Source organism: Candidatus Nardonella dryophthoridicola (assembly GCF_017656055.1).
Taxonomy (GTDB): domain Bacteria; phylum Pseudomonadota; class Gammaproteobacteria; order Enterobacterales; family Enterobacteriaceae; genus Nardonella; species Nardonella dryophthoridicola.
This window is the reverse complement of sequence record NZ_CP069383.1, coordinates 153,369-167,420: the sequence shown is the minus strand read 5'-3', so window position 1 is coordinate 167,420 and position 14,052 is coordinate 153,369. Positions and strand designations below refer to the sequence as shown.

General features: G+C 20.0%; 11 protein-coding genes and 6 tRNA genes. All 17 read right to left on the bottom strand.

Going from position 1 to position 14,052, the window contains the following annotated elements; translation table 11 throughout:
* Positions 1 to 46: 46 nt before the first annotated feature.
* The 17 genes from rpoB to dnaK all read right to left on the bottom strand — a co-directional run bounded on the left by rpoB (position 47) and on the right by dnaK (position 14,016).
* Complete coding sequence (gene rpoB, locus JRY34_RS00920) at positions 47 to 4,048, bottom strand: DNA-directed RNA polymerase subunit beta (protein WP_208967043.1); 4,002 nt, start codon at positions 4,046 to 4,048, stop codon at positions 47 to 49.
* A 47-nt stretch (positions 4,049 to 4,095) separates the two neighbouring features.
* The gene (rplL, locus tag JRY34_RS00915) at positions 4,096 to 4,470 is read right to left on the bottom strand and encodes a 50S ribosomal protein L7/L12 (protein WP_148708433.1); all 375 of its coding nucleotides are present in this window, start codon (positions 4,468 to 4,470) and stop codon (positions 4,096 to 4,098) included.
* A complete protein-coding gene (gene rplJ / locus JRY34_RS00910) occupies positions 4,457 to 4,963 on the bottom strand; it encodes a 50S ribosomal protein L10 (RefSeq protein WP_208967042.1) in 507 nt (168 codons plus the stop codon). Before rplJ ends, rplL begins: the two co-directional genes overlap by 14 nt.
* 30 nt (positions 4,964 to 4,993) lie before the next feature.
* Positions 4,994 to 5,707 (bottom strand): uL1 family ribosomal protein, encoded by a 714-nt coding sequence (locus JRY34_RS00905; protein WP_208967041.1) that lies wholly within the window; start codon positions 5,705 to 5,707, stop codon positions 4,994 to 4,996.
* An 8-nt stretch (positions 5,708 to 5,715) separates the two neighbouring features.
* Positions 5,716 to 6,144 (bottom strand): 50S ribosomal protein L11, encoded by a 429-nt coding sequence (gene rplK, locus JRY34_RS00900; RefSeq protein WP_148708430.1) that lies wholly within the window; start codon positions 6,142 to 6,144, stop codon positions 5,716 to 5,718.
* Positions 6,122 to 6,643 (bottom strand): transcription termination/antitermination NusG family protein, encoded by a 522-nt coding sequence (locus tag JRY34_RS00895; RefSeq protein ID WP_208967040.1) that lies wholly within the window; start codon positions 6,641 to 6,643, stop codon positions 6,122 to 6,124. Before JRY34_RS00895 ends, rplK begins: the two co-directional genes overlap by 23 nt.
* Before the next feature lie 172 nt (positions 6,644 to 6,815).
* Positions 6,816 to 8,000, bottom strand: coding sequence for an elongation factor Tu (gene tuf / locus JRY34_RS00890; protein ID WP_148708428.1), 1,185 nt, complete (start codon positions 7,998 to 8,000; stop codon positions 6,816 to 6,818).
* 25 nt (positions 8,001 to 8,025) lie between these two features.
* Positions 8,026 to 8,098 (bottom strand) — tRNA-Thr (locus JRY34_RS00885).
* Between the two features lie 31 nt (positions 8,099 to 8,129).
* Positions 8,130 to 8,200: transfer RNA gene (locus JRY34_RS00880), tRNA-Gly, on the bottom strand.
* Between the two features lie 11 nt (positions 8,201 to 8,211).
* Positions 8,212 to 8,297: transfer RNA gene (locus JRY34_RS00875), tRNA-Tyr, on the bottom strand.
* Between the two features lie 17 nt (positions 8,298 to 8,314).
* A tRNA-Thr gene (locus JRY34_RS00870) sits at positions 8,315 to 8,388 on the bottom strand.
* A gap of 62 nt (positions 8,389 to 8,450) precedes the next feature.
* A tRNA-Arg gene (locus JRY34_RS00865) sits at positions 8,451 to 8,523 on the bottom strand.
* Positions 8,524 to 8,525: 2 nt separating this feature from the next.
* Positions 8,526 to 8,611: transfer RNA gene (locus JRY34_RS00860), tRNA-Ser, on the bottom strand.
* Positions 8,612 to 8,637: 26 nt separating this feature from the next.
* A complete protein-coding gene (locus JRY34_RS00855) occupies positions 8,638 to 9,930 on the bottom strand; it encodes an alanine--tRNA ligase-related protein (RefSeq protein ID WP_208967039.1) in 1,293 nt (430 codons plus the stop codon).
* A gap of 9 nt (positions 9,931 to 9,939) precedes the next feature.
* Positions 9,940 to 10,929, bottom strand: coding sequence for a recombinase RecA (gene recA / locus JRY34_RS00850; protein WP_148708426.1), 990 nt, complete (start codon positions 10,927 to 10,929; stop codon positions 9,940 to 9,942).
* A gap of 21 nt (positions 10,930 to 10,950) precedes the next feature.
* Complete coding sequence (locus JRY34_RS00845) at positions 10,951 to 12,069, bottom strand: molecular chaperone DnaJ (protein WP_148708425.1); 1,119 nt, start codon at positions 12,067 to 12,069, stop codon at positions 10,951 to 10,953.
* A gap of 39 nt (positions 12,070 to 12,108) precedes the next feature.
* Positions 12,109 to 14,016 (bottom strand): molecular chaperone DnaK, encoded by a 1,908-nt coding sequence (gene dnaK, locus JRY34_RS00840; protein ID WP_208967038.1) that lies wholly within the window; start codon positions 14,014 to 14,016, stop codon positions 12,109 to 12,111.
* Positions 14,017 to 14,052 lie beyond the last annotated feature (36 nt).

Here is a 14,052-nt window from a genome sequence, read left to right as displayed (position 1 = left end):
TTATATGAAAATTCATTTTCATTAATATTATTCACAAGTTAACCTCTTATTTTTTTTTTAAATCTATATTTAAACACAATGATTTTAATTCTTTTAATAAAACATTAAATGATTCAGGTATACTAGGATCTATAGTAAGATTATTTTTTATTATATTTTTATACATCTTTATTCTACCATATATATCATCAGATTTAACAGTTAACATTTCTTGTAATGTATATGCTGCTCCATAAGCTTCTAAAGCCCAAACTTCCATTTCACCAAACCTTTGTCCTCCAAATTGAGATTTACCACCTAACGGTTGTTGAGTTATTAAACTATATGATCCTGTAGATCTAGCATGTATTTTATCATCAACTAAATGATTTAATTTCATCATATACATATAACCAACAGTTATTTTTCTATCAAATTTTTCACCCGTTATTCCATCATATAAAGTTATTTTACCATCATTAGGGAAATTAACAAATTCAAAAATACTTTTTATTTCATATTCATTAATACCCTCAAATGGAGGTACTGAAACAGGTAATCCATTTTTAATATTATTAGATAACATTAATAATTCACTTTCTTTTAATTTATTAAAATCAATTTCACAATTCTTATTAAATAAATTATATATTTTATTCATATAATTACGTAATTCAATAATATTATTATCTTTTAATATTTTTTCTACATTTTCTCCTATTTTTTTTAGACCCATAGATAAATTTGTTTCTAATATTTGTCCTATATTCATTCTAGATGGAACTCCAAGAGGATTTAGTATTATATCTATAATATTACCATCTTCATCATAAGGCATATCTTCTATAGGACATATTTTTGAAATAACACCTTTGTTACCATATCTACCAGATATTTTATCACCTTCTTTTATTTTTCTTTTTGTAGATATATAAATTTTTACTATTTTTATTATACCTGGTGATAATTCACTAATATTAATATTTTTAATATTTTCTAATTCTATATCTTTATTTAATAAATTATTTATATTTATATATTTGTATAAAATTTTTTTATAAAATAAAAATAAATCATTATTTTTTATGTTTTTATTTATTTCAATTAACAATTTTTCATATAAATTATTATCACTACATTTTATAAATTCTAAAATTAAATCTTTATCTATATTATAAATATTATTCAATTCATTTATTATAAATAATAAATTTTTTTTTATTATATTATATTTAATAAATATGTTAGAATTTTCATTAAAATCTTTATTTTTAAATTTATTACTATAAAATATTTGAATATCTATTACTGTACCACTTACTCCATTAGGTACTCTTAAAGATGAATCCTCAACATTTAATTTTTTATCACCAAATATAGCTCTAAGTAATTTTTCTTCAGGTGTTAACTGAACTTCTTCTTTTGGTGTTAATTTTCCAACTAATATATCACCTTCATTAACATACGATCCTATACAAACTATACCGGATTTATCTAACATTGAAATATTATGATTATTTATATTAGGAATAGAACAAGTAATTTCCTCTGGACCCAATTTAGTTTCTCTTTGTATACATGAAAATTCTTGTATATGTATACTAGTAAATAAATCTTTTTTCACTAAATCTTCAGATATTATAATTGAATCTTCAAAATTATAACCATTCCAAGACATAAAAGCAACTTTTAAATTTCTTCCTAAACATAATTCTCCTATATCAGTACATTGATTATCAGCCAAAATACTTTTTTTATTAACATTTTCAAATAATTCAACACAAATTTTATTATTTATTAATGTATTTTGATTAGATCTATCAAATTTATTTAATTCATAAATATCCAATCCTAAATCAAAATCTGAATTATAATCTATTTCTGATAAATTAACTTTAACAACAATATACTTAGAATCTATATATATAACTTTTCCACCTCTTTTAGAAAAAATAATGTTAGAAGAATTATCAGCAATAATTTTTTCATATCCTGTTCCAACTAATGGATATTCACATCCCATTATTGGTACAGCCTGTCTTTGCATATTAGTTCCCATCAAAGCTCTATTAGCATCATTATGTTCTAAAAACGGTATTAATGAAACTCCAGCTGATATAATTTGTTGCGGAGAAATATCAATATAATTAACTTTACAACTATTAACAAGTAAAAAATTTCCTTTAAATCTACACATAACATATTCATCTTCAATATAATTATTATTTATTTTTATATCAGATTGAGTAATAAATAAATTATAATCTTCTAAAGAAGATAAATATACAATATCATTTGTAATCATTCTATTTATAACTTTAAAATAAGGAGTTTCTAAAAATCCATATTTATTAACTCTACAATACAATGATAATGAATTTATTAAACCTATATTAGGACCTTCCGGTGTTTCTATAGGACATAATTTACCATAATGACTATAATGAACATCTCTAGCTTCAAAACCAGCTCTATCTCTAGTTAATCCACCAGGACCTAATGAAGATATTCTTCTTTTATGAGTAATTTCAGATAAAGAATTATTTTGATCCATAAATTGAGATAATTGACTAGATGTAAAAAATTCTTTTATTATTGAAGATATTAATTTTGAATTAACTAAATCATTTTTATTTAAATTTTCTATGTTAGAAATATAAGATATTTTTTCTTTTATAGATTTTTCTAACCTAGATATACCTATTCTAAACTGATTTTCTATCATTTCACCTATTAATTTTATTCTTTTATTAGATAAATCATCTAAATTATCTATATTATATTTTTTATTTTTTATATCTATTAATTTTCTTATAGTAAATAAAATATCATATTTATTAATATACTTATCTTCATTATTTTTAACATCTTTATTTTTATATAAATTATTCTTATATAAAGAATTATTTATTTTCATCCTACCTATAAAAGATAAATTATATTTATTTCCACAGAAAAATAAATTATTAAATAAATTTTTTACTATTTTTATATCAGGTACATCCCCCTGTTTTATAATTTTATAAATTTCTATTAATGATTCATTTTGACTATTTATATTATCTACAAATAAAGTATTATATATGGGTAAATAATTATATTTTTCAATAAATAATATTTTTATATTTTTAATTTTATTTTTTAATAAAAATTCTAATTTTTTATCAGTTATTAAACTATCTTTTATATCAAAATATTTTTTTTCATTATAACTGTGAATTATCTTATTTATTAAATATTTATTACTAATTTTAATTTTTCTTATATTTTTATCTATATAATCTTCTATTATTTTAAAATTATTTTTTATATTATCTATAACATTTAAATCTTCATTATTAAAATTATCTAAAATAAATTCTAATATTATATTATAATTATCACAAAAAAATACATTAATCGTTTTAAAAAAAAAATTCAATATATCATATCTTTTTATACCCATAGCACGCAAGAAAACTGTTAAAAGTATTTTTTTCTTTTTATCTATTTTAATAAATAATATATTTTTATTATCAAATTCTATATCTATCCATGAACCTCTATAAGGAATTATTTTAGCATTATATATTTTTTTTTTATATGAAGATTTTTCTTTTATATAATTAAAAAAAACACCAGGACTTTTAGATAATTGAGGAACTACAACTCTTTCTGTACCATTTATTATAAAAGTTCCATTAACTGTCATATATGGTATTTCACATACATATAAATTATTAAAAGGTATTTCTATAATTTTATTAGTAGATATATTTTTTTGTAATAATAATAAATTTATCTTTAGTGAATAAGAATAAGTTAAACCCTTTATTCTACATTCTTTAGTATTAAATAATGATTTATCTAATATATAATCTATATATCTTACCTCTATATTTTTATTATTATCAAATATCGGAAAAAAATTATTTAGGACATTATCTATACTATAGAAATTATTATTTTTATTAATAAAATTCTTAAATGATTCTATTTGTATAGATAATAAATTAGGAACTTCTAATTTATTAACTACTTTTGAAAAATTTTTTCTTATTCTTTTTTTATTGAAATATAAATAATTCATAATATTTTTACAATTATTTTAATTTAAAAAAAATAATTTAATACAATTTATTCTAAAATTACAGATGCACCAGAATCCTCAAGTATTTTTTTAAAACTTTCTGCTTCAGATTTATTTAAATCACTTTTTAACAAAACAGGACAAGATTCCACAATTTCTTTTGATTCTTTTAATCCTAAATTTAATATAGATCTAATATTTTTTATTACAGATATTTTATTATTACCTATATTAATTAATTTAATATTAAATAATTTTTTTTCATTATCTTTATTATCATTAACTTCAGTATTATCAATATTATCAATATTTTTATTTAAACAAATAGAAAATTTTTTTTCTATCATTATTATTAGATCATTTATTTCAGTTAAAGACATTTTAGATAATTCTTCTATAATTTTATTTTTATTTGTTGTCATTTTTTTTATTTTTTTTTAATAATTTTAAAGTATTATATAATTTAATAATAGATATATTTTTTAATATAATACAAAATTTAATTAATAAACTTTTGATATCAGATATATTACTAATATATTCTATTTCTTCGTCAGTTTTATATATTTTTTTATCAAAATAAATAAAATTTAAATAATCCTTATAGTTAATATTATTATATTTAGAAAATTCTTTAAAAATATTTAAAGAAATACTAGGATTTTCTTCATGACATAAAATAATATTATTATTTTTAATATTTAATAATGGAATATTATTTCTCTTGAATATTATATCTAATAATTTATTTTTACATATTATTATTTTTATAGATTTTTTTTTAGATATTTTTCTCAAATAATTTATTTGATTTGATTTAATATTGTCTAATTTAAAAAAACTAATAGAAATAGAATTATTTATAATAACATTATTTTTTAACACAATTTTTTTTTTATTTAAATTTTTTTTCATCTTAATATTTAACTCAAAATATTTAATTATTTATAGTTTATTTATACATAAACTAGGTCCCATAGTAGTACTAATAAAAATCTTATTTAAAAAATTATTTTTTTTATTTTTAATAATAATATTATTATTTATAAAATTAATAATAAAATTAAAGTTATCTATTAACATAATATTACTTTGACTAATTTTCCCTATATTAGTATATAAAACATTATTATTTATTTTATATAAAACAATTTTATTTTTTATAGAATTTAATAAATTTTCAATATTATTAATATTAATTAAAGTTTTTGTTTTAAAACTAGGTATATTAATTTTTCCTACACATTTTTTAATAATAATATTTTTTATCATATCAAAAGCACTTGTTGTAGAAAAAATAATATCAATAAATATTTTTTTATTTATAAAATCATTTATAATATTATCCATTCCTATATAATCAAAAAAATTATATGATTCAGCTAATTTTAAATCATTTCCATAAGCTAATAAACAAGTTTTTAATTTTCTACAAATAATTTCATTTTTTAATAATATAAAACCATTTAATAAATTTTTATTAAAAATATATTTTTTATCTATATTTATATATATATCTATATTTTCATCAAAATTTCTTTTTAAACATAAATTTTTTATAAAATTTATAGAATTTGAAATATCTATAATATTATTATTATTTTTTATAAATTCTAGATATTTTATTTTTAATTTATTTTTTACTTTAGAATCTTTCATATATTATATCATTTTTTTATTATAATACCCATAGATTTAGCAGTCCCTATAATAGACTTAATAATAGAATTAACATCTTCAGTATTAAATTCATTTATTTTTAATAATGCTATTTTTCTTATTTGATCAATATTTAAAACACCAGATACTAATTTTCCAGGATTTTTTGATCCACATTCTATTTTTAATTCTCTTTTTAACAAAAACGAAACAGGAGGATTTTTCAATAAAAAAACAAAATTTTTATCTTCAAAAATAGTTATAACAACAGGTATAATAATTCCCTTTTCTATATTCTTATTTTTAGTTTCATTATTAAAATCATTACAAAATTTTATAATATTAATACCCTTTTGTCCTAATATAGGTCCTATAGGAGGACTAGGATTAGCATTTTGAGAAGGAATTTGTATTTTAACAATATGTTTTATTTTCATAATAATTTATTTTTTTTATTTCATAAAAATTTAATTTTACATATTTTTTTTTACCTAATAAAAAAATTTTAACAACTAAATCAAAATTATTAAAATCAATTTTTTTAATTGTTCCTAAAAAATTATAAAATTCCGAATTTTTTATTATTATTTTATCGTTTTTCTTTAAAAATTTATTACTTATTAATTTTATATTATATTCACTAATTAAGATATTATTAATATATTTATCATCTATATATAATGGATAATTATATTTATTTTTATTAATAAATCCTAAAACATTAGGTATATTATTTATATATTTAATAGTATAATTATTAATAAAAAAATTTAAATAAATACAATTATTATTGTAATTGTATTTATTATAATTAAAAAAAACTATTTTATCTATAAAATATTTATATAGACTTATATTTTTATTAAAGTTAAATATATTTTTTATTATATTATTTTTAAACTTTGAAAATATTTTAATAACATACCATTTTTTCATAAGAATTTTCTTAAACAAATAAATTATAAAATTTAAATATTACAAAATCAATTATTTTTAATGAAAATGAAAAAAAAATAATAAATAAAAATATTAACATAATAATAAAAATTATGTATTTATAGTTAGGATAAAAAAAATCTTTATATAATTTATACATTTTTATTCAAAATTAAGATATTATTTTTGTAACTATACCAGCTCCTACAGTTTTACCACCTTCTCTAACTGCAAATCTTAAACCTTCATTCATTGCAATAGGACATACTAAATCAACTGTTAATTTTATATTATCACCAGGCATTATCATATCAATATCTTTAGGTAAATTTATTGTTCCAGTAACATCTGTAGTTCTAAAATAAAATTGAGGACGATATCCATTAAAAAATGGAGTATGACGACCACCTTCATCTTTATTTAAAATATAAATTTCAGCATCAAATTTAGTATAAGGTTTAATACTATTAGGTTTAGATAAAACTTGACCTCTTTCTACATCCTCTTTTTTTATACCTCTTAATAATATACCAACATTTTCACCAGCTCTACCTTCATCTAATAATTTTCTAAACATTTCTATACCTGTACATGTTGTTTTTATAGTATCTCTTATACCAACTATTTCAACTTCATCACCTATTTTTATAATACCTTTCTCTATTTTACCTGTAACTACAGTACCTCTACCTGATATTGAAAATACATCTTCTATAGGTAATATAAAATCATTGTCTATATCTCTTATAGGATCTGGTATATATTTATCTAAATAATTAGATAACTCTATTATTTTATTAGACCAAACTTCATCATCTTCTAAAGCTTTTATAGCAGATCCTCTAATAACTGGAATATTTTTATCAATAAATCCATATTTTGATAATAATTCTCTTATTTCCATTTCAACTAAATCTAATATTTCCTCATCATCTACTAAATCACATTTATTTATAAAAACAATAATATATGGAACACCAACCTGTCTAGCTAATAAAATATGTTCTCTAGTCTGTGGCATAGGACCATCTGTAGCTGATACAACTAAAATTGCACCATCCATTTGAGCAGCACCAGTAATCATATTTTTTATATAATCTGAATGTCCAGGACAATCAACATGAGCATAATGTCTTATTTCTGTATCATATTCAACATGTGATGTATTAATAGTAATTCCTCTTTTTTGTTCCTCAGGTGCATTATCAATATCATTAAATTTATAAATATTACCACCATATTTTTTAGATAATATATAAGTAATAGCTGAAGTTAATGTTGTTTTACCATGATCTACATGTCCTATAGTACCAACATTAATATGAATTTTTTTTCTTTGAAATTTTTCTTTTGACATTTTTTTTATTTATTATTTTATTTAATGCTGATAGGCAGAATCGAACTGCCGACAACATTCATACCAAGAATGTGCTCTACCTTCTGAGCTATATCAACAAATTATTTATTACTTTTAAAAAAAAAACATAGCGAACAATGGGAATTGAACCCATATATTTAACTTGGAAGGTTAATATAATACCATTATATTATGCTCGCAAAAAAATTAATGATGGGGGAAGGATTCGAACCTTCGAAGTCTATATTAGACAGCAGATTTACAGTCTGATCCCTTTAACCACTCGGGAACCCCACCTTTATTAAATTTTTATTAGCCGATAAAAGGAATCGAACCTTTGACCTACTGATTACAAATCAGTTGCTCTTACCAACTGAGCTATATCGGCAAAATATTTATATTAATTTAAATTATATTATATAATTATAAAAAAAACAATAACTTATATAACACATTTGGAAGGATTCGAACCTTCGACCTTTCGGTTCGTATCCGAATGCTCTATCCTCTGAGCTACAAATGTAACGATGAGAGAGGGATTCGAACCCTCGATATTATTAAAATATACTCCATTAGCAGAGGAGCACCTTAAACCACTCGGTCATCTCATCTTATATATATAAAATACTAAAATTAATTAGTATTCAAAGTTTATATTATTACTTTTACAAAAATCTAATATTAATTTTATAGGTAAACCATAAGTATTATACAACTTATTTATTGTTTCTCTACTAAAAAAATTATTATTAGTTTTACATTCTTTTTTTAATATTAATAATCCATTATTTAATATACTTATAAAATTATTTTCTTCTTTAAATATTATATCTTCTATATTTTTATTAATATTATTATTAGTTTTTAATAATGATTTATCATTATAATTATCATATAGTACTAATAAAAATTTATTAATTAACTTATATAAAAATGGTTTTTTTATACCTATTGATGTTAAATTATAATAAGACCTTCTTATTATTTTTCTTAATATATAACCATGTTTTTTATTAGAAGGGAAAATTCCATCATTAATTATAAATATACTAGATCTAATATGATCAGAAATTATTTTAAAAAAACTATTACTTATATTTTTTACAAAAGTAACACTAAAATTAATTTTATATAATTCAATTTTTATTATATCTATTAAATCTTTAAATAATTTTATTTCATAATTAGAATTTACATTTTGAATAACTGAAACAATTCTTTCTAAACCCATACCAGTATCTACAGAATTATATTTTAATTTTAATAAATTTCTATCTTTATTCATTATATATTGTATAAAAACTAAATTCCATATTTCTAAATATCTATCACCAACATTACCATATCCTGGAAAATTACCATCATATTTATCACCAAAATCATAATATATTTCTGTACATGGACCACATAAACCAAAATAGGATATATTCCAAAAATTATCAGAATTATACTTTATATTATTTTTATCACCAACTTTAACTATGTTATATTTTTTTATACCTAATTTTTTCCATATATTATATGAATCATAATCTTCATAATAAACAGTAATAATTATTTTATTTATATCAATAGATAAATAATTTTTATCAGTTAAAAATTTAAATGACATATATATAGATTTTTCTTTAAAATAATTACCAAAACTAAAATTTCCTAACATTTCAAAAAAAGTATTATGTCTATCTGAAAATCCTATATTATTAATATCATTATATTTACCATTTACTCTTAAGCATTTTTGGTTACTTACTATATCAACAAAATTTAAATTATTATTGTTATAAAATAATTTTTTAAAAACACTCATACCTGAATTAACAAATAATAAATCTTTATATTTTGAAACTATAGAACTACTTTTTATATATTTATGATTATTTTCAATAAAATAATTAATGAAAAGTTTTCTTAAATCTGATAAAAACATATTTTTTTTTTATTTACCAAATAATATTTTTTTTATATTACTATTTAATGAATCAAAAATATTTTTATTTAATTTTAAAAATTTACAAACATTTACTCTACCCTGACCTATACTTTCATTATTATAACTATACCATGAACCAGATTTTTCTATTAATTTATGTTTTATACCTAAATCTATTAATTCTCCATATATATTTATACCAAATCCATATATAATTTCAAATTCAGCTTGTTTAAATGGAACAGATACTTTATTTTTAACAACTTTAACTCTTATTTGATTTCCTATTATATTATCACCATCTTTAACTAATCCTATTTTTCTTATATCTAATCTAATAGAAGCATAAAATTTTAAAGCATTACCTCCAGTAGTAGTTTCAGAACTACCAAAAGAAACTCCTATTTTCATTCTTATTTGATTTATAAATATTAATAAAGTATTAAAATTTTTTAAATTTCCAGCTAATTTTCTCATTGCTCTACTCATCATTCTAGCTGTTAATCCTATATGTGAATCTCCTATATCTCCTTCTATTTCAGCTTTTGGAACTAATGCAGCTACAGAATCAATTACTATAACATCTACAGATTGAGATTTAACTAAAATATCACATATTTCCAAAGCTTGTTCTCCTGTATCTGGTTGAGAACATAACAATTCATTTATATTAACCCCAATCTTACTAGCATAAATGGGATCTAATGCATGTTCAGCATCTATAAAAACACATATTTTTCCTTCTTCTTGAGCTTTAGCTATTATTTGTAATGCTAAAGTAGTTTTTCCAGATGATTCAGGACCATAAATTTCCACTATCCTACCTAAAGGTAAACCTCCAACTCCTAAAGCTTCATCTAATAATATAGAACCAGTAGATATAGATTCCATATCCATCATAGATTTATCTTCTCCTAACTTCATTATTGATCCTTTACCAAATTGTTTTTCTATATGTAATAATGCTAAATCTAAAAATTTTTTTTTTTCTTCCATATTTTTTTTTAAATAAAATTCTTATAAATTACTAAAGAAATTTTTAACTTTATCAAAAAAAGTTTTATATTTAGGACTATTTTGATTATTATTATTTTTAAAAGAATTATCTAAATCTATTAAGATTTTTTTTTGTTTATCATTTAAATTTACAGGAGTTTCAACTATTACTTTACATAACAGATCTCCAATTATATTTTTTTTAATATTATTAACACCTTTACCTTTAACTCTTAATAATTTTCCAGTTTGAGTTTCATAAGGTATTTTTAATTTTATATTTTTATTATTTAAAAAAGGAATTTCTATTTCACCTCCTAAAGCAGCAATAGAAAAATTAATAGGAACTTCACAACATAAATTATCATTTTCTCTATAAAATATGGGATGTGATTTAACTTTTATATAAACATATATATCACCTCTTTTATTATTTTTATATATATTACCTACTCCAGTTATTTTTATATAATCACCTGTATTTATTCCCATAGGTAATTTTATAGAAAATTTTTTATTTTTTTTTATATAAGATTTACCATAACATTTATTACAAGGATTCTTAATTGTTTTACCATTACCATTACAATGACTACATATTTGTTGAACTATAAAAAAACCTTGTTTTATTTGTATTTTACCTTGGCCTTTACAATATAAACAATTATGTAATTTACGATCTTTAGATCCAGTACCACCACATATATCACAAATATCTAAAACCATCACATCTATATTTTTTATAGATCCAGATACTGAATCTTCTAAATCTATTTCTAAATTACATTTTATATCACAATTTTTAGAACTATAATTATTAGTATTATTATTAAATATATCACTAAATATATCACCGAATATATCACCAAATGAATCACTTTTAAAATCAAATCCATCATTTGAATTTTCGTAAGAAAAATCTTCATTACCATACTTATCATAATGTGATCTTTTTTTAGGATCTATTAATATTTCATAAGCTTCTTTTATTTCCTTAAACTTTTCCTCTGACTTTATATCACCCTGATTATGATCAGGATGATATTTAATAGCTAAACGTTTATATGCTCTTTTAATTTCTTTATCATCAGAATTTCTAGATACACCTAAAATTTGATAATAATCTTTTTTTTTTGACATATATTTACAATTTTATTTTTTTTTTATTAATAAAAAAAATTATTTATTATTTTCATTACTATTTTTATCTACTTCTTCATATTCAGCATCAGATACATCTTTTGTTGTTGATGATTTATTATCATTATTTTTTTTATTAATTAATTCTGATAATTTACCTGAATTTTGTATTAAGTTTTTTATTTTTTCTTCTATAATTTCTTTATTATCTGTTTTTAATGAATCTTCTAATTCTAATATATATTTATCTATATTATTTTTATCATTTGAATCTATAATATCATTAACTTCATTTAGTTGTTTTTTAATATTATGTAATAAATTATCAGCTTGATTTTTAATTAATGATAATTCTTCAAATTTTTTATCTGAATCTAAATTTAATTCTGCTTCATGTATCATTTTTTTAATTTCTTCCTCACTTAAACCTGAAGAAGATTTTATAGTTATACTTTGTTCCTTACCACTATTTTTATCTTTAGCGGAAACATGTAAAATACCATCAACATCTATATTAAATGTAACTTCTATTTGAGGTACACCTCTCATAGCTGGAGCTATACCATCTAAATTAAATTGACCTAATGATTTATTATCTATAGCTCTTTTTCTTTCTCCTTGTAATATATGTATTGTAACAGCTGACTGATTATCTTCTGCTGTAGAAAAAATTTGACTATGTTTAGTTGGTATAGTAGTATTTTTAGATATTAATATTGTCATAATTCCTCCCATTGTTTCTATACCTAAAGATAAAGGAGTAACATCTAATAATAATAAATCTTTAACTTTTCCTGATAATACTCCACCTTGTATAGAAGCACCTATAGAAACAGCTTCATCAGGGTTAATATCTTTTTTAGCTTCTTTTCCAAAAAAATTATGTACTTTTTTCTGAACTAAAGGCATTCTTGTTTGACCACCAACTAATATTATATCATCTATTTTTGAAATATCTAAATTAGCATCTTTTAAAGCTATTTTAATAGGTTCCATAGTTTTATCTATTAAATCCTCAACTAAAGATTCTAATTTTGCTCTAGTAATTTTTATATTTATATGTTTAGGTCCTGTATTATCAGCTGTAATATAAGGTAAATTAATTTCAGTTTGATTAGAAGATGACAATTCTATTTTAGCTTTTTCTGAAGCTTCTTTTAATCTTTGCATAGATAAAGCATCATTTCTTAAATCTATGTTATTAGTAATTCTAAAATCATTTAATAAATAATTTATTATTTTAGAATCAAAATCTTCACCTCCTAAATTAGTATCACCATTTGTAGATAAAACTTCAAAAGTTTTTTCTCCATCAACTTCATCAATTTCTATTATAGAAATATCAAATGTACCACCACCTAAATCATAAACAGCAATTATTTTACTATTACTTAAATTCTTATCCAATCCATATGCTAAAGCCGCAGCTGTTGGTTCATTTATTATTCTTTTAACATCTAATCCAGCTATTTTACCAGCATCTTTTGTAGCTTGACGTTGAGTATCATTAAAATAAGCAGGCACAGTTATAACTGCTTCACTTATTTTTTCACCTAAATAATCTTCTGCTGTTTTTTTCATTTTTTTTAATATTTCAGCAGATACCTGTTGAGGTGCTATTTTTTTATTATCAACTTCAACCCATGCATCTCCGTTATCTGATTCTACTATTTTATAAGGCATTACATTTATATCCATTTTATTACTAATATCACTAAATTTTTTTCCTATTAATCTTTTTATAGCAAATAATGTATTTTTAGGATTTGTTATAGCTTGACGTTTAGCTGATTGACCTACTAAAACTTCACCATCTTTAGTATAAGCAACAACTGATGGTGTTGTTCTATCTCCTTCACTGTTTTCTATAACTTTTGGTTTATTATTTTCTATAACAGAAACACAGGAGTTAGTTGTTCCTAAGTCTATACCTATTATTTTGTTCATAATTTTCCTATGTATTTATATTTTAAAAAAAATTAA